This is a genomic window from bacterium, assembly GCA_030247525.1.
Taxonomy (GTDB): Bacteria; Electryoneota; JAOADG01; order JAOADG01; family JAOADG01; genus JAOTSC01.
In genome coordinates this window covers 1-18,381 of sequence record JAOTSC010000066.1, presented here as the reverse complement: position 1 = coordinate 18,381, position 18,381 = coordinate 1, and the positions used below count along the sequence as shown (strand labels likewise).

General features: G+C 47.4%; 13 protein-coding genes. 8 read left to right on the top strand and 5 right to left on the bottom strand.

The window, feature by feature from the left end:
• Positions 1 to 1,220, top strand: a 1,220-nt coding sequence (locus OEM52_07715) for an aldehyde dehydrogenase family protein (GenBank protein MDK9700014.1), incomplete at its 5' end; no start/stop codon positions are given.
• Positions 1,221 to 1,752: 532 nt separating this feature from the next.
• Positions 1,753 to 2,385, top strand: coding sequence for an outer membrane beta-barrel protein (locus OEM52_07710; protein MDK9700013.1), 633 nt, complete (start codon positions 1,753 to 1,755; stop codon positions 2,383 to 2,385).
• A 127-nt stretch (positions 2,386 to 2,512) separates the two neighbouring features.
• Here OEM52_07710 and OEM52_07705 read toward each other — a convergent pair whose 3' ends face one another.
• From OEM52_07705 to OEM52_07690, 4 genes are all read right to left on the bottom strand, one after another.
• On the bottom strand, positions 2,513 to 4,030 hold the full coding sequence (locus OEM52_07705) for a tetratricopeptide repeat protein (GenBank protein ID MDK9700012.1): 1,518 nt from the start codon (positions 4,028 to 4,030) through the stop codon (positions 2,513 to 2,515).
• Between the two features lie 137 nt (positions 4,031 to 4,167).
• Positions 4,168 to 5,703, bottom strand: a complete 1,536-nt coding sequence (locus tag OEM52_07700) for a tetratricopeptide repeat protein (protein MDK9700011.1) — start codon at positions 5,701 to 5,703, stop codon at positions 4,168 to 4,170.
• A gap of 149 nt (positions 5,704 to 5,852) precedes the next feature.
• Positions 5,853 to 6,206: an RNA-binding protein gene (locus tag OEM52_07695; GenBank protein MDK9700010.1), complete on the bottom strand. Its 354-nt coding sequence runs from the start codon at positions 6,204 to 6,206 to the stop codon at positions 5,853 to 5,855.
• Positions 6,207 to 6,383: 177 nt separating this feature from the next.
• Positions 6,384 to 7,154 carry a DNA/RNA nuclease SfsA gene (locus OEM52_07690; protein ID MDK9700009.1) on the bottom strand — a complete coding sequence of 257 codons (771 nt, stop codon included), beginning with the start codon at positions 7,152 to 7,154 and terminating at the stop codon, positions 6,384 to 6,386.
• Between the two features lie 127 nt (positions 7,155 to 7,281).
• Here OEM52_07690 and OEM52_07685 point away from each other — a divergent pair, with 127 nt between their 5' ends.
• Positions 7,282 to 8,856 carry a hypothetical protein gene (locus OEM52_07685; GenBank protein MDK9700008.1) on the top strand — a complete coding sequence of 525 codons (1,575 nt, stop codon included), beginning with the start codon at positions 7,282 to 7,284 and terminating at the stop codon, positions 8,854 to 8,856.
• A 111-nt stretch (positions 8,857 to 8,967) separates the two neighbouring features.
• Here the strand turns inward: OEM52_07685 and OEM52_07680 are convergent, their stop codons facing one another.
• A complete protein-coding gene (locus tag OEM52_07680; protein MDK9700007.1) occupies positions 8,968 to 9,879 on the bottom strand; it encodes a hypothetical protein in 912 nt (303 codons plus the stop codon).
• 330 nt (positions 9,880 to 10,209) lie between these two features.
• Here OEM52_07680 and OEM52_07675 point away from each other — a divergent pair, with 330 nt between their 5' ends.
• From OEM52_07675 to OEM52_07655, 5 genes are all read left to right on the top strand, one after another.
• The gene (locus tag OEM52_07675) at positions 10,210 to 12,726 is read left to right on the top strand and encodes an ATP-binding protein (GenBank protein ID MDK9700006.1); all 2,517 of its coding nucleotides are present in this window, start codon (positions 10,210 to 10,212) and stop codon (positions 12,724 to 12,726) included.
• Entirely contained in the window at positions 12,723 to 13,175 is a 453-nt protein-coding gene (locus OEM52_07670; GenBank protein ID MDK9700005.1) for a response regulator, read from the top strand. Before OEM52_07675 ends, OEM52_07670 begins: the two co-directional genes overlap by 4 nt.
• A 45-nt stretch (positions 13,176 to 13,220) precedes the next feature.
• Positions 13,221 to 17,375 carry a PAS domain S-box protein gene (locus OEM52_07665; protein MDK9700004.1) on the top strand — a complete coding sequence of 1,385 codons (4,155 nt, stop codon included), beginning with the start codon at positions 13,221 to 13,223 and terminating at the stop codon, positions 17,373 to 17,375.
• Between the two features lie 8 nt (positions 17,376 to 17,383).
• Positions 17,384 to 18,166, top strand: coding sequence for a response regulator (locus OEM52_07660; GenBank protein MDK9700003.1), 783 nt, complete (start codon positions 17,384 to 17,386; stop codon positions 18,164 to 18,166).
• A 6-nt stretch (positions 18,167 to 18,172) separates the two neighbouring features.
• Positions 18,173 to 18,381, top strand: a 209-nt coding sequence (locus OEM52_07655) for a hypothetical protein (GenBank protein MDK9700002.1), incomplete at its 3' end; no start/stop codon positions are given.

Sequence of the window (18,381 nt, the reverse complement as noted above, 5' to 3'; positions counted from 1 at the left end):
TTTCTGTACTCGAGACTACCAATGTTGGTAAGGTTTCGTGGGGGACGTTTGCAGAGCTGAAAGATTGCGTAGAATTGCTGGAATTCTATGCGGGAGTCGCCGCTACCGACGCTGGAGAAACCCGGACATTGCCTGGTGGACATTTAGGATTAGTCGTCAAGCATCCCGTTGGCGTTTGTGCGCAAATTGTCCCGTGGAATTATCCCGCCATGCTGGCAATGTGGAAAATTGCGCCGGCGCTCGCGGCGGGTTGTACGATTGTTCTCAAGCCCTCGGAACTAACGCCTGTTACTGCTTTCGCATTTGCCGAGTTGGCAAAGGAAGCGGGTATTCCCGACGGCGTTTTGAATGTCGTCAACGGATACGGCAACGAAGTAGGGCAAGCGCTTGTCGAACACCCCGGTGTCGATAAAGTCGCCTTCACCGGCGGTACGGCTACCGGAAAACAGATCATGACGACTGCCGCGAAGACGCTTAAACGCGTCACATTAGAATTGGGCGGGAAATCGGCGGGGATTGTGTTCGAGGATAGCGATTACGAAGCGGCATTAGCGGGGACGCTCTTCGGGATTTACTATAGCGCCGGACAATCGTGCGAAGCGCGGTCGCGGTTATTAATTCAACGTTCGATATATGATAAATTTGTCGCCGACTTTGCCGCGAAAGCCCAAAAAATCAAAGTGGGAAATCCCATGGAGAAAACGACACAAATGGGTTCGTTGATTTCCCTACAACGAGTGACGATTGTCCATGGTTATGTCGAGCAAGGGATCGCGGAAGGCGCGGTATTAGCGTGTGGCGGCAAGGCGTTGACCGGCGGGGAATATGGCAACGGTGCTTTCTACGCACCGACGCTGCTGGCGAATGTCGATAATGCGATGGCAGTGGCACAGGAAGAAATCTTTGGCCCGGTTGCCGTTGCGATTCCGTTCGATACCGAAGAGGATGCGATCCGGATTGCCAACGATTCCAAGTATGGTCTTGCCGGCACGGTGTGGACAACCAATGGCGCACGGGCATTGCGGGTTGCGCAAGCGGTGCGTACCGGGTTAATGGGTGTCAATACGATTATGACCGGACAAACCGGCATGCCGTTCGGCGGCTTCAAGGAATCCGGGTTCGGTCGCGAATTGGCAATCGATACCCTTAATCTCTATACCGAAACGAAATCGATTGAATACTATACCGGCGCGAAACCGCTCAATCCTTTTGGTCTATAGGATTACCCCACATCTTACAATAGAAAAAGGCACACTACAGTGTGCCTTTTTGTTTTCCAACTTGAGCGTTTATAACAATGTCGTTGTTCTCATGAAAAGTTTGAGATTTTGTACCCATTTCAATGTATCGTCGCTGTGAGCTTAGTCTCACGACTATAACAAATCGGAGTGACTCGGGTTAACGTCGGTGGCTGCAAAATTCAGCCAGATACGAGCTTGCAGGCCCGTAACCACCACTGAAAATAGAATGGGAGAGCACAGATTCGTCCTTACTCACACAGGTAAGGTTGGGGAGGTAAAGAAATGTCTGCCTGGGGGTAATTGAGTAAAGGCGAACCTCGTGTTCACCCATTGTTCTTCATGGTCGCGACATTTTTGTTGCGGTTAAAGATGAATTTGCAATAAGTGTTAGATAAGTATTTACAATTATTGGATAAAAACATTTTGACAACATTTTGTACATCCGTATCTTAATCAATGTGATTCACATTGAATCCGATGTTACCAACTCAACCCGATTGATGGAGGCACAATGCGCATTCTTCTTGTTTTATCAGCCATGTTGGTTTTTACAGGTATTGCACTTTCCGAGCAGTCCACGCTTGGCGTCAATCTTAGTTTGGGTATCCCTGTCGGTGATTTTGCAAGTACTACTAATGACGAAGCTGGTATGGCTTTAACTGGTGTAGATATTGGATTGGATTATACAAATCCTTGGAAAGAGAATCTGTATTGGGGTCTACTTATTAATCTTGGCTCAAATGCTGTTGATAAATCTCCAATTGAAAAGGATTTACCCGGTGCAAAGGTTACTGTAGATTATTGGAGTCATTTACTACTTATGGCAAAAGGGGGGCGTTCTTTCAAAATTAGTGATAATCTTGCTGCACATGGTGAGATTTTACTTGGAATCATGCGCGCCGCTACTCCAGAGATCAAAGCGGAAACATCAACTTTAATCTATACGCAAAGCTCTGGATCAGGTTCTTCTGTAGCTTATGGTTTTGGTGGAAACATCATTTACAAGAATAGATTAGACTTGGGATTGAAGTATTGTTACGGAAATCCCGAATTCAAGTTGGAAAGCTATACTGGTAATAAGTATACAATCCACCAACATACGAGCTTAGTCTTTATTTCCGTTGGATATTTGTTCCACTTATAGAAGTGGAATTGCAAAACTCACGATTATTCAGGCAGGTGGACGTGGGAGTCTGTTTACAGTGTGGGCGGACATGGGAGTCCGCCCCTACCCTCAGATAACTCAGGTTAAAATTACGTGACGCGGATTTTTACTGCACACCAAGCTCGGTGAGTTTCGCTTGCAGTTCATTGTGGAGCATGATGAGGATTTTGCCGGTGCGGTTGGCGTTGATGTCCGATGCCACCAATTCTTCTCGGTAGGCATTCTGGAGGGCAATCATCGCTTCCCCTTGGTCCAAGGCGGGTAGCGGTGTTGTTGGACGGGTTGAGTCGCTCTCCGGTTTTGTTACAACGGCTCCGATATGGGTTGCAATCGTGTACCAGTACATAGTGCGAACGATCCAATACATTGCATACGCTTCCGGTGTTTCCGGCGAAACCACTTTACTGGCTTTCGCAAACCATTCCTCGGCAGCGGCAAGGTCGCCATGTTCGATAGAGAGCAACGCTTTGAAACAAATCGGGATTCCCAAAGCATCCTTTCCCTGTTCCCGTGCGAAGTCTTCCGCCGATTCACAAACAGCGTAAGCCTCTACCAAATCACCCATTCTCCGGTACACTTCCGCCTGTAACATCAACATTTCGAACAACAGTTTTGGGTCTTTGTGGGAAGGCATCGAAGCTAACGCTTTTTTTATTACGACGAGGCACTCTTCCCAATTCCGCTGACTGAAATTGACACTTGCAATATTCGAGTAGGAGATTGTCTCACCGCGGACATCGGAAATTTCATGTTGAATCGCCGCTGCTTCCCGATAGTATTGGATTGCCAACTCGGTATCGCCCATCTCACGCACTAGATACCCCAAATTTGTTAATGTTACTCCAACGAAACGAAGATTATGCGTTAAACGGTGCATTTGTAACGCCTGCTCCAGCACAGCTTTGGCATCTGCCTTTCGATTCGCTCCTGCATACATCAAACCAAGTGAATTGAGTAACGTTCCGTACGTATGGGGGTCCTTCGTTTGGTCGACCAGCGATATAGCCCGCTCCGCCGATGCCACCGCTTGATCGATTTGTTTAAGCTGTAACTGGATTTTCGCGTAATCACCGAGGAAATTCGCCTCTCCTTGTTTATCACCCGCTTCACGAAACAATCGGATCGCTTCGAGGATATATGGTTCCGCCAGGGCATGCTGTTCCGTTTCGATGTAAGCGGCGGCGATGTTCCCTTGGGTGTAGGCTAATCCCCGGATATCGTCCGTTAATCGAAACTCCTTACTTGCCATTTCGAAGTTCTCGATTGCCTCTTCAAAGAAACCCCGTACCCGAAAAACATTGCCAATGTTGTTTAACACCGATCCGATTTGGACATGGCTTTCGCCATTCCGTGCCGCGACCAACGCCTTTTGCATACAGGAAAACGCGCGATCCGCCTCTCCTACCCGCCAGAAGTAGGAACCGTATATATTGAACACTTTGGCAATCAAGGAATTGTCTTCGCTTTGGAAAGCCAATGCTACCATTTCATCGTAATGTCCGAGGATGTCCGTATGATTGCTCTGTTCGATCCACTCCTGTATCTGGGGTCCTAACTGGGCGACGCGCTCTTTCGCCCGCTCTTGCGGGGTTTGCTGGTTCGATTCAGTGGATGATTGGATCATGGCTTGCTTTCAGGGCGAAGTGAAAAAACAACTATGTAAATGGTACGAGCAGTTTGCAATTCGTGCAAACTGGCTATCGGGAAGGAAAGATTACTATGTGAGCAAAAACATACTACAGTAAGCTACTCGGCATTCGCTTACTCTCGCGTTTCAGATTCCTCCTTATCTGGTGTTATCCCTAATGAAGCAAGTTTTGTCACGACTTCGTTGTGTTGCAATTTTAATATTTCGGTGATACGATAGGTGCGAATGCGCACCGCCGATTGCTCCTTGCGATAGGCGGCTCTAAGGTCTGCAAGCGCTTGGGGGGGTGGGTTAACCGGTTGCGGTGATTCCTGATTCGATGTTGTCGTTGTTGCGGGAAGTTTGGTTTCTGTAACTAATGTGTATTGATACAACGTTTTAATCACCCAATAGTATGCTGTGGCTTCCTCAGTTGATGGTGTAATCAATTCGTTGGCTTTTGCCAACCACTTCTCCGCCCCAACAACATCTCCCTGATTCAGACAGAGCAAAGCTCGGAAGCTTTTCGTTACTCCGAGCAACTCGAGGTAGTGCTCCAGTAATAGACGTTCAACAATTTCAATTGAGGCAAGCGCTTCTGCTGTATCACCTAACTGGCGGCATACTTCCGCCCGTAATAGCAACACTTCAATCGATAATACGTGATCCTGATATCCCGGGGTGGTCTCGGAGATGTGGAATAAAATCGGCAAACACTCTTTCCAGCGATGTTTATTGAAATAAACGCTGGCAATATTCCAGAGCGATATCGTTTGTCCCCGAGTGTCTCCAATCTCTTTATGTAACTCAGCCGCTTCTCGAAAATGCTCGATTGCTGCATCGAAATTACCCATTGTTCGCGCAAGGAAACCAATGTTTGTAAGCGTAACCCCGATAAACCGCTGGTTATGCATCGCACGATGAATTTCCAATGCTTGTTTCAAGGCAGCTTTCGCATCATCAAACCGCGATACGTGCAAGTACACAAAACCAAGCGAGTTGAGGATTGTTCCTTTCGTATAGCTGTCATTGCTGTCTGCCATCAGCGCTAATGCTTTTTCCGCCATTGCTGTTGCTTGTTCCGGCTGATCGAGAAAAACCAATACTTTGGCATAGTCACCAAGAAAATTTGCTTCTTCCTCTTTGCGGCCAAGCTCGCGAAAAAACTCAATCGCTTCGATAAAATAGGGGATAGAACGTTGGTGCTGTTCGGTTTCGACATAGACGACGGCAATGTTTCCGGCAGTGTTGGCAATGCCTAAAAGGTTCCCCAGCTTTTGAAACTCAGTGCGAGCCAATTCAAAATTATCGAGTGCCTCTTGAAAATAACCTCTCACCCGAAATACGCTGCCAATGTTGTTCAACAGCGCTCCGATTAACTGAGGATTTTCCAGTCTCCGCGCTGAATCAAGCGCTCGCTGCATCGATATATAGGCATAATCGAATTGCCCAACCCGGTAGAAGTACTTTCCATAAGCATTAAACACCCGTCCCTTCAGTCGGTCGTCTTCGCATAAGTTGGCTACTTCAAGAATTTCCGGGTAATGGGCGGTTAACTCATCGTGCTGATCGTCATTCATCCAGCGCTGAATCGACTCGTCAAGTTCCCTCATCCGCTGGGTGGCTGTATCAATCGAAAAAGGTGTTTTTGGGAGAGGTGAGGATTTCATTCTGACTTGCTTTCGGTGTGATGCTAGCTCATAGACAAATTACATGATGTCATTATGATCCACAAACCAAACCGCGTAAACAGAAATAAAAAATACCCGCGATTGCTCGCGGGTACTCTTTTTCGAAAGTGGTTCGTTCAGATAAACGATTACCAGCGATTGCCGCCACCATGGCCGCCATCGCGTCCGCCACCGCCGCCGCCGCCAAAGCCACCGCTCCGACGGGGGAATCCACCGCCTTCACGACGTGCGGGACGTTCTTCACGCGGACGAGCTTCGTTCACGATCAGTGCGCGACCCATCATTTCTTGTCCGTTAACAGCAGAGATCGCCGCCAATGCCTCGCTCTTGCCCGGCATCTCAACGAAACCGAACCCGCGTGACTCTCCGCTAAATTTGTCTTTGATGATCGCAGCTGAGCTGACCGGACCATGTTGCTCAAACACTGCACGCAAGTCCGCTTCAGAAGCGGCGCGCGGCAGATTACCCACGTAGATATTCATTCCTGTCCTTTATCCGATGAAAATCGTCCACCATTGGACGAACTGGGCTAAGGTACGCTCCCTTCCGCTTGTTTTCCTAATCGTTTTCCTGACTTTGCAATTTCTCCCGGTTTTCTTCGCGTTAAATCCCTTGCCTAAAGATTCTCAGGGGTGAGGATTACTAAGCGTAACGACTCTCTATAAGACAGGAATTTCTTCATTTTCCCAACGGATTCCATCCGGTTCCGCCCCTAACCGAAATGCGCGAAACTCAACCCCAGCAAGGCGCGCCGCCGACACCGCTATTGCATAAGCCATATCTATGTGTTTTGCCGCTGTGATAAATTCACCACCGGGATGTTGTACGGCATATAATACTGAACAAATAAAACCCTCACGTTGTAACTCGTGGAGTCGGTTTATATGTTTCTGTGCCCGCTCGCTGGGGGAATCAGGGAAGACCAAAAACGGGCGATGGGGATTGGGGGATGGGGAATGGGAAGATGAGTACGAAGTAAAAGCCGGATCAGTGGAATCAAGACAATAGGTCGCCGACTTCACTTCAACGAAACGCTTTACTCCACCCGGGTATTCGAGATAATAGTCGAAGCGGGAGTTCCCGAATGTTGCTTCTGGCTTTACCAAAGACGCTTTTCCCCATCCTTGAACAGTAAACTCGGAAAACAACTTTCGGAAGAATCGATTGGGCGTCATGGTATCGATTCCCGACCAACCATAAGGTGTAAGCGACTGTACCCAACGGAACGGAATTTTCGCGGACGGCGTTGGAAGGAGGCGAACGCGTCCTCCCTCGAATATACTCGAAGTGATGCGTCCAGTATTCGGACAGAAAGCGTGGGTTTGGGTTCCATCGTCCAAGACTACTTCGGCGAAGAATCGTTTGAAACGTTTGATCAGAGTTGCTTCGATAACTTCACTGGGGTAAGGAAGAAAGAATTTGGTTGCCATAGCTGGAACGTAACAGATTTCTCGCAGGTCTACAACATAGTTGACTTGCGTATCCCTCCGTATATTGTGGCAATTCCAGAGCAAAGTTTCCGATTTGAACCGATTGAGTTACTGGGAAAACGAGTAGATGACTGAACCCCGAAAATCATTACTCCATGTCACCGGGCTGTTGTTTGTATCCCGGGGGTTCGGGTGGGCGTTAGGTTTCGTACGCGAACTATCTATTGCGGCGCTTTTTGGCGCTTCTCGAATGGTCGATGCCTTCACAGCGGCAGTGTTCTTTCCTTTAACCCTTTTCGGAACTGCTGCTTCCGTACTATCGACCACCCTCATTCCCCATTTTATCGGACTAAAAGCTGATTTCGGCGAAGAAGAAGCACGAAGATCGTTACGGGCAATCCAAACCCAACTGCTACTCATAACTGCCACTCTAACTGCACTAACAATACTATTCGCCCCGCAGTTAATCCGCTGGATCGCACCGATGTTTACTCCAGAGGAATCGGCACTCGCCCAACGTTTTCTGCGGATTGCAATGCCGGGAGTTATTGGCGGAGTATTGTTTCTCATCCTGCAAAATGTCTATCAGCTGTATGATAAGTGGACGGCTCCGGCAATATCGCCGCTACTCGCCAATGTAGCGGGACTGTTGGCATTGTTCCTTGGGGCATGGTGGTTTGGTGCGGAAGCGATGGCATGGAGCTGGCTTGCCACCATGCTCGTTGTTCCACTGGCTTTGTTGTTCGGAAAGATCGGACGGAGTACGCTACGACCGATGCTTTTCGACCGGCACTTGGCGGGTTTCTACCGGATGGCACTACCAATGCTGCTTGCGGCGTTGCTCGGACAGAGCGTGCAATTCATCAACCGCTATCTTGCTTCGGGATTGCCTGTCGGGGAGTTATCGGCGTTAGCCTATGCCCAACGCACTTATATGATGTGTGTCGAGTTAGTTGTTGCCACCATCATCCCGGCACTATTTCCCCGCCTTTCCGAATCGGCGGTATCCTGTTCGCGGGATGAGTATCGTAGACTATTGAATAAAGCAATCTTAGGAGTCTCGTTTATAACGTTACTAGGGGCAACGGTGTTAGCAGGTGTAACTTTGCCGGTTGTGCGATTAGCATTCGAACGCGGTGCGTTTGTCGCAACCGATTCAATTCGGGTAGCAAGTATTCTAACGATTCTCTGTGGATCGTTAACCGTATTTATTCCACTGCTGGTCTTGTATCGCGCCTTCTATGCCGAACGGAACACCTTAGTACCAACGGTTGTACTGGCAGGTACAATTGCAATCGATGTCGCATTAAACTTCCTGCTGATTAAGCCGTTAGGAACACCGGGGCTTGCGATAGCATCGTTTACTGGTTTAGCGTTGCAACTAATAATTTTAACATACATCGCTCCCCGCTTTCGGGTGGAGTTACCTCAGCGGAGAATGCTGTTTTTCTTCCTGAAAGGAATCCCGTTTGCAATTGCCGTTGCAGCTTTGACCCGAATCGTGGTTACTACTATTGAACCGGTTGCGATTCTACTTCCGCTCGCAAAACTATGGCTGGTTTTAGTTCCCAGTTTGATCGCAGGAGTTGTTTTTTATTTTGGTGCGAAACTCATTCGGTTGGAAGGATTTACAATCGCCGACGGTTTCCTTCGCAACGCTCTCAGTTCGATCCGTAATCGCATTGCAATGTTATTTTCGTAGTAGTTTTATCAAACGGGAAAAAAATAACGGGGTCTCTGATCGAGACCCCGTTGTCTACTTTGCAAACACGGAATGTTCACACAGTCTTTTCTTGGTATGGATACGTTCCACTTATTGTGAAACCCGGTACAACAAACCCCATGCATTCGCGGCATACGGTTCGGCATCATCAAACAACGTACCGTTTGTCATGAAGTCAACAAAGATTTGTCGCTTCTCGCTCCCTCGAATACCCGATGGGATTGTGCCAGTCGCAGTAAACACATTTGAAGATGCAGCAACAAACGGTGTGCGGTGGCGGTCGTGTGATCGCCAAGGCCGATAATGCAATTGACCGTAATACTCAGTTCCCACCGGCATCGCTACTTCCACCTTGAGTGAATCACCCGGATAGTACACCGGCAAGACGTCGCGAAGGTGCCAATATGCGAGGGGGTCGGTCACTTGCCCGATTTGCGTCCAATCGGTTTCGTTCGTCCCTTTACGATACCAAGTCACTGTTGCGATATCGACCGCGCTATTATTTTGCGTTTGTCCTTCGATTGCACTGATTCGAACCAAGCGCCAATTCAAGTGTCGATGCCGGGTATGAGCTACCCGATGGAATACACCATTGCGACGATAGACATCGGTAAATGGTTTATCGATGGTATCGGTTGAAGTGATAATCCGGAATACACCAGTTACTGTTCTCGTGACCGTTACTCGTACCGTGTCCGGAGTTAAACTGTCGGCAATTGCTTCACGGGTGTAGGAAGTGGTACGGGCAAAACGTCCCCAACGCAACGGAACGATTGCGGTATCAACATCATCCAACCCCATTCCCCCACCATCAAACGTATCGTCTTCGATTAAATCGTCGAAGCTAAAGTAGTCCGCTTCTTCATTCTGAGTTAACTCAATGACTTCCTGTTGATAGGTTGCGGCTTGTTCATCCGGTCCTGTGCTACTCTTGGTACAACCGATTATCATCATGACACCGACCGCAAGTAGTAAAGTCATTCGACTGACTACATACTTCATTTCTCTTCCTCCTATTCATTGTGGAGTAACCTCCACATCCGCTTCTGTACTTATTGGATACAATCGTCGGTAAGTTGGTTTAATCTTCTCTTATGTGTTTGATAATGTGGATATTATAATTGATTGTCAACAAACGATTCTTTCTCGGAAATTCTTTGAAATAAGCAAGACTTGATCGGATGTTCACGAAATCTCTTTCAGTTAGTGGTTTTAATCGTGTTTTTTTTTGATGTGGCTAAATTCACTTGACTCCAAAGGCAATATTTTTGATTTTGTAGCTATCAAAGCAACATGCCCCCCCCTGTAAATTCTTTTTGTTGAGGAACGGAGATGGAACAATACCCGAAACCGTTGCCAAGAGCATTTTTTGTCGCTGTTTTTGCTGCTCTGCTCCTGTTAGTTATTGGCAGTTGGTTGTATTATCGCTCGGAGCTTAAACGACACAATGCGTTTGTGACATCGGAGTTACAAGCCATCGCCGATCTTAAAACACAGCAAATCATCGATTGGCGAAACGAACGGTTAAGCGATGCCAATTTTCTTTTCTCGAGTCCCGACATCCGCGAATACGTTTCCTTACTGGATCATAATCCCAACAATCAAGCGATTGAGAAACAGCTCCGCGACCGTTTAAATGCGATGTACATAAACAATAAATACTCGATCATGCGGGTTTACGACCACACGAAAACATTGCGATTGTCCTTACCGAAAAAAGACATCCACTCGAGCGACACGTTTTATCGTCATCAGGATAGCGCTGCAAGCATTCGCAGTATTGTCGTCTACGATTTTCATCTTCCACCGGGTGACACCGTTCATTTAGAAATACTCATTCCCTTTTTCCATAGCAGCAATTCCGCTTTTGCTGGATGTGTCGTCCTTACAATTAATCCTTACAAAAACCTTTATCCGATGTTGAAGAACTTTCCCTCCCACTCTCAAACTGTGGAGTGTGTTTTAGCGCGCGCAGAGGATGACAGTGTCGTCATCATCAACGAGCTTCGACTTGTCGACTATGAACCCTTGCAGTACCGAGAATCGATCCACTCCAAAACTTTGCCGGCGGCAATGGCGGTACGAAATGAGTTCGGAATTCGTGAAGGAATCGACTATCGCGGCAAGCGGGTTTTGGCGGCTGTACAGGGGCTTCCCGGCACTGGATGGGGGTTGGTCGTAAAGGTTGACCGGGACGAAATTGATCGTCCGTTTTTTGAACGAATGCTAATGGTTTTAGCGATCTCACTGCTTATGGTATCGCTGTTTATTGCACTGCTGGCATATTGGTGGCAGCGCCGTAGAAATGATCAGAGAATTCAGATGTACGAAATCGAGAAAGAGAAGATAGCCAGCGAGTTATCCTACCGCTCTTTATTCGAGAACATGTTGAATGGATACGCCTACCATAAAATGATTTTCGATGAGAACGACACTCCCATCGACTACACTTTTTTAAGTGTTAATCAAGCGTTTGAGACCCAGACCGGGTTAAAAAATGTAGTCGGAAAAAACGTTTGCGATGTGATACCCGGGATTCGTTCGGGCAGCCCGGAGTTGTTTGAGATTTATGGAAAAGTGGCAAAGTCTGGCATTCCCCATCGCTTTGAATCGTATCTCGCGCCATTACAACAATGGTTCGATATTTCGGTTTTCAGCCCCAAAGACGATCATTTTGTCGTTGTATTCGACAACATCACCGAGCGCAGAAATTCGATGGAAGCGTTGAAAACCAGTGAAGAGCGGTTGCGGGCATTCTTCGAGTCAAATTTATTCGGAACGATCCTGGGCGATATTTACGGCGGCATTTATGAAGCGAATGAAGAGTTTTGCCGCATCATCGGCTACAGCCGGGATGAAATAATCGACGGCAAAGTGAAGTGGGATGAGATCACGCCTCCTGAGTTCATTTCCGCTGACACGAAGGGTATCGATGAAGCTCGTGCGTTTGGTGTATGCTCGCCGTATGAAAAACAGTACATCCGGAAAGACGGATCGCACATTTGGGTATTGGTAGGATACATTCTGTTAGGACAGGAACGCGAGCGATCAGCAGCTTTCATTCTTGATATCTCGCGAGTAAAATCCGCCGAAGAACAATTACGAAAGTTGAATGTCGAGTTGGAACAGCGCGTCGAACAACGTACCGAAGCATTGACACTCGCCAATAAGGAATTGGAAGCGTTTTCTTATTCGGTATCCCATGATCTCCGTGCTCCCCTCCGCGCGATCGATGGATTCTCACGCATCATCAACGAGGACTATGGAAAACAGCTCGACAGCGAGGCAAAACGTCTGCTTGAAGTCATACGAAACAACGCAAAAAAAATGGCGCAGCTCATTGATGATTTGCTATCGTTCTCCCGAGTAGGCCGATCAAATCTGCTGGCTTCATCAGTTTCGATGACCGAAATGGTACGGGCAATGTATTATGAGTACACGAACACCGCGCAAAGGGAGAAGATATTGTTTACATTGAATCCTTTGCCGGATGCATTCGGCGACCCAACTTTGCTGCGACAAGTATGGGCCAACCTACTCAGTAACGCAATTAAATTCACATCTAAGAAACCACAAAGCAAAATTGAAGTTAGCGGAGAAATCATCAACGACGAGGTTGTTTATACTATTCGCGATAACGGCGCCGGCTTCGATATGCGCTACCATGAAAAGCTATTCGGGGTATTTCAACGACTCCACAGCCCAAGCGAGTTTGAAGGTACCGGTGTTGGGTTGGCTATCGTTCAACGCATTATTCATCGCCACCACGGCAGAGTATGGGCGGAAAGCATAGAAAACGAAGGGGCAACTTTTTACTTCAGCTTACCGATTCAGGAGAAACTATTATGAACGTCGCATCCAAGACAATTGACATTCTCTATGTCGAAGACAATCCCGATGATGTCGAGCTAACAATGCGCGCTATGCGCAAACACAATTTCGTGAATTTCGTTCATGTCGTCGGCGACGGCGAAGAGGCGTTAGATTTTCTCTATGCCCGCGGCAAGTATGAACAACGCAGCAAACTACAGCGACCGAAATTAGTTTTGCTCGATTTGAAGTTGCCGAAGATAAGCGGTCTCGAAGTGTTACGCCAGATCAAAGCCGACCCCGAGCGGAAATCGATTCCAATTGTTGTGCTGACATCTTCGCGCGAAGACGTCGATATCGAGGAGTGCTACAAGTTGGGAGTCAATAGTTATATCGTTAAGCCGGTGGAATTTGAACGGTTTGTGCAAGCGGTTTGCGATCTCGGGTTGTATTGGCTCTTACTCAATGAGCCGCCGGTAGCAAATTAAACGTTTATTTTTCGTAACACTTTACAGATCGAACCGAGGAAGAGAATGGTCGTCCCGCTTGAAGTTATCATCGTAGAAGACTTACCCTCGGATGTCGAGTTGATCATACGTGAACTTGTTCGTGCGGGTTTCGAGTTTCATTACCGTCATGTGGAAACCGGGGAAGAGCTTTCTTGTGCAATGGACGAGTTGCCGCCTGACCTCGTTTTAACAGATTTTATGCTGCCCCGTTTCACTGGTATGGATACCATCCGAATCGTAAAAGAATTCAATCCTCACATACCAATCATCGTCATCACCGGGTCGATTAACGAAGAGGTTGCGGTAGACTGCATCCACGCCGGTGCCGATGATTATGTTATCAAAGAACACCTTAGCCGATTAGCACCTGCAATTCGCCATGCCCAAGAACGACACCGCCTGCAATTGGAAAAACGACGGGCCGACAGCCAATTGCTTTATAGCCGCGACATGCTCGGACTTGCCCTAATGAGCACCAATGCCGGGATGTGGGAGGTTGATCTAACTACCGGCAATGCAGCGTACAGCCCGAGTTGGGCAAGATTGTTAGGCTACAAACTGCTGGAAATTATCGGAGATCCCCAGTTTTGGAAGAAAGTGATTCATCCTGACGACATGCCAACAATCTTGCAAGATTTCCAAACACACATCAACGAGAAAACATCTTTCTACGAGAATCGTCATCGCGCGCAAAAAAAGAGTGGCGAGTGGATTTGGGTGCTTAGCCGCGGCAAAATGGTTACGTGGGATATCAACGGGAATCCCACCAAGATGGTCGGTACCATCACCGATATCAGCGGATTGGTTCGAATCGAAGAGGAGTTGCTTGAACGCTCGAATCGACTCGATTTGTTAAACCAAGCTGCCCAGAAACTAAACCAAACCCTCGACTTGGCGAAAATCTACGAAACAATAAAAGAGTGCATCTCGCTTGCGATGAATTGCACGGGGCTTATCGTTTCCGAATTTGATGCAGAATCCGAGATTATTCGTTGTAGCGCTGCTTGTCAGGATGGCAATTGGCTCGATGTTTCGGGATTTCCTCCAATCCCCCTCGAGCCTGAGGGCAAAGGAACGCAAAGCATCGTAATCCGTTCAAAACAACCGTTGATTATTGATGACTATCCTTCTCAGTTGCGTACGGCAAACACCTCAAACTATATCGATAAAGAAGGACATTTGTTGGAGACTGTTCCCGATAATGCAGTAGTTACCCGGTCTGCCCTGATAGTTCCCATGTTGGTCGAAGGTGAAGTCACCGGTGTAATTCAAGTATTCGGTTATCGATACAATAGCTATACCGATGAAGACTTGAAACTGGTTCAGGCGTTAGCGCAACACGCTTCGCTTGCACTGCGCAATGTACAATTATATCAGAAGGCGTTAACCGAAATTGCCAACCGGAAACAGGCGGAAGAGACGTTAGCATTCCAATTCTCCACTTTACAGAGCATTCTGGAAAGCACCAGCGACTCGTTGTATTCGATCAATTGCGATTACCTGTACACCAGTTTTAATCATGTTCATTGCAATCGAGTTAAAGAATTCTTTGGCGTCGAACCGAAAGTCGGTGAATCGGTTTTCAAGGCGTTGGGCGAAGGAGAGTACCGGCAAACTATCCAAGCGTATTTGCATCGAGCGATTGGCGGCGAACAGTTCACTATTGTTCAAACGGCAGGAATCTCCTCATTAAAAACGAAGTATTACGAAGTCTCATTCAATCCGATTTTCAACAACCAGCGAGCGGTGGTCGGGGCATCCGTGTTTTCCCGCGATATCACCAGCCGGATGCAAACGGAGCGCGAATTTGAGATGTTGTATTCGGTCTCCACTGCAATTCACGAATCCAGCGATATCAAAGAAGCGCTCGAAAAAACGGTTGCAGAGTTCTGTGTGGCGAGCGGTTGGGTGCTGGGTGAAGCGTGGGTACCGGAAGGATTTGACTTCCTGACACACTTACCCTGTTATCACCATCCTTCACTGCCCCAATTGGAGACGTTTAACGAGCTTTCCCGTGAGATGCAGATTTTCCCCGGGGTTGGTCTTCCCGGTACGACTTGGGCGCGTAAAGCGCCCGTATGGGTACAGGACATAATAACGGAAAATGCAAGTACGTTTCTTCGCCAAAAAATCGCTGAAGAGTGCGGTTTGCATACAGGATTCGGGATTCCGGTAATGGTTGGTGCCGAAGTTGTCGCTGTGCTTTGTTTCTTTATGAACGATGTCCGTCAGGCAGATCACCATCTATTGGATCTGGTAAACAACATCACTCAGCAGTTAAGCGAGTTCTATCAGAAAAAACTCGCTGAGGAAGCACTTCGGGAATCGGAACGTCAATACCGGATGCTCTTTCAAAAGAATCCGTCACCGATGTGGATTTACGAATTCGACTCGCTAAGATTCATAGCGATCAACGATGCGGCAATCCAAAAGTATGGGTATTCGTTCGAAGAAATCATGACAATGACGGCACGGGATATCTTCGCGACGGAGGATGTACCCCGCTTGGAGAAAGTCGTTGCCGAAAATGATCGGGGATTGGTTACTCTCATCGATTGGCGCCACAAACTAAAAGATGGCACTCTTATTTATGTCGATATCATCGCCAATAATATCGAGTTTTTAGGGCGGCGGGCAAGAATTGCTATCGCGTTTGACGTCACGGAACGCAAACACACGGAAGCGGAACGGTTGCGGTTGTTTACTGCGGTGGAGCAAATATCGGAAACAGTTGTAATCGCGGATGCTGCCGGTACTATTCAATATGTGAATCCCTATTTTGAAAAAGCAACCGGTTATACCCGCGACGAAGTGATCGGCAATAATCCTCGATTCCTGAAAAGCGGTCAGCATGATCAGACCTATTATCAAACATTGTGGTCAACGTTATCGAGCGGCAATGTCTGGCACGGCCTGCTTGTCAACAAACGGAAGGACGGCACATACTTCTCGGAAGATGCGACGATTACCCCGGTATTGGATGTTGCTGGTAATATCACCAACTATATTGCCGTCAAACGCGACCTTACCCGCGAACGTCAACTGGAAGAGCAACTCCACCAATCGCAAAAATTGGAGGCGATTGGGCGGTTAGCCGGCGGTGTAGCCCATGATTTCAACAATCTGCTCACAGTTGTGAACTCTAATGCCGAATTGATGGTTGCCGAGATGCCGCAGGACAATCCGTTGTATGAAGGATTGAGAACAATTCAGGAAATGGTGGATCGCGGCTCTGCACTCACTCGCCAATTGCTAACTTTTAGCCGCCGCCAAATCCAAGAGATGAAACTCGTTTCACTGAACGAGATTTGTTTGGGCGTAACGAAACTGCTACGTCGATTGATCCGGGAAGATATCGAACTCCGTTTCGAGTTAACCGATGAACCTACAACGATAAAAGCCGACTCCGGACAAATCGAACAAGTATTAATGAATTTAGTTGTAAACGCCCGTGATGCGATGCCGAGCGGTGGCACCCTTACCATTGCTACCCGACAACGGAATGCGAATGTGACCCGCGATAACCAACCCGGACGCTTTGTTGTATTAACTGTTTCCGACACCGGAATCGGCATGACAAAGGAAGTGTTAGAGCGGGTACTGGAGCCGTTTTTTACAACCAAACCGGTAGGTAAGGGGACCGGTCTTGGACTATCGACTGTACACGGCATTGTCACGCAAAGCGGTGGAACAGTAACTATTGCAAGCGAAGTCAACAAAGGCACGGTTGTTACTGTCGAACTACCGTTCAGCACCGAGATCTTTGAATTAGCAGTTGAACCCGGGAAACCGAAAAATCTTCTTGGCAATGAAACGATTTTACTGGTCGACGACGAACCAATGATTCTGGAAATGGTGAAACGAATCCTCGAACTGAAAGGATACGTCGTACACACCGCCGAAAACGGACAAAAGGCATTAGATCGCTACGCCCAATTGAAGGGAAGAATCGATTTACTCATTACCGATGTTGTCATGCCCCATATGGGCGGCGCAAAGCTGGTCGATGAAATCCACATTATCCAACCGGATTTGAAAGTACTCTTTATCTCTGGTTACACAACCGAAGATTCAGTGCATCAGATTCAGGACTTGGGAATCCCCCTACTCTATAAGCCCTTTGGTTCGCGGGATTTAATTGAAGCAGTTCGAAATGTTTTGGATACGAACCCATCATAGGTGAAGATATGTCAAGTATTCAACGAGCGCTGTTTGTCGATGACGAGGTCCATATCCTCGAAATCTACCGTAAAATTGCAGCAATGCTACCGGTAGACCCGCTATTTGCCAGCTCAGCAGAAGAGGGTTGGCAACTGATCCAAGACAAGGACATCGCAGTAGTCGTTTCCGACTATCGGATGCCGGGTGCGAACGGCGCTGAGTTATTGGCGTGGATTAGACAAAAATATCCCGCGGCAATTCGTATTATTTGTTCTGGCTACACCGATACTGAAGTTCTGATTGGTTCGATTAATTCCGGACATGTTTTCCGCTTCATTCATAAGCCGTTCAAAACCGAAGAGATTATTGATGCTGTGAATGATGCATTACTATTGTTTGCTCAGCGATTAGCGCAGGAAACGGAGATCCAAAATTTAATCGAACAAACCAATACGCTACACTTGATTGATTTTTACAAACCGTTGCAAGAAAGTGGTTTTGGTGAGTTTTCCGATGAGTTTTCCTTGTATGAATGCCTACCTATCGGCGTTTTGTTGTTCGACAACGTGCAGTGTTTACGGTATGCCAATCAGGTTGCAAAAGATATCTGCTTCGCAGAAAACAATGATGACATTTTCGAAATCGACACAATTCACTTGCCAATTCTTGTCTCAATCGTCTCACAATCCGAGTTAGCATCCTATTCATCGGAGATTATTCCTCTAAACGGGAAGAAACTGTTAATCAGCGTGAACTCCACTTACGATTGCGATGCGATGTGTGTTACAGTTTCGCAGTTACCGGATTAAGGAGATATGCGCGACCGCGAGCTTGACCCTGAGCTGTTTATTCAGCAATATCGAGTTACAGTCAATCGTAATGCGGCTGATACTTGGACAATCTTTGTCCATTTATCGAAAGACGATATCGTCTCTGAATCCAAGACACTTGAAATCCTTCACATGATCAAACGCATCGTATCCGAGCGTTTTGATTTACCGATCGAACTTCTCGAATACGACAC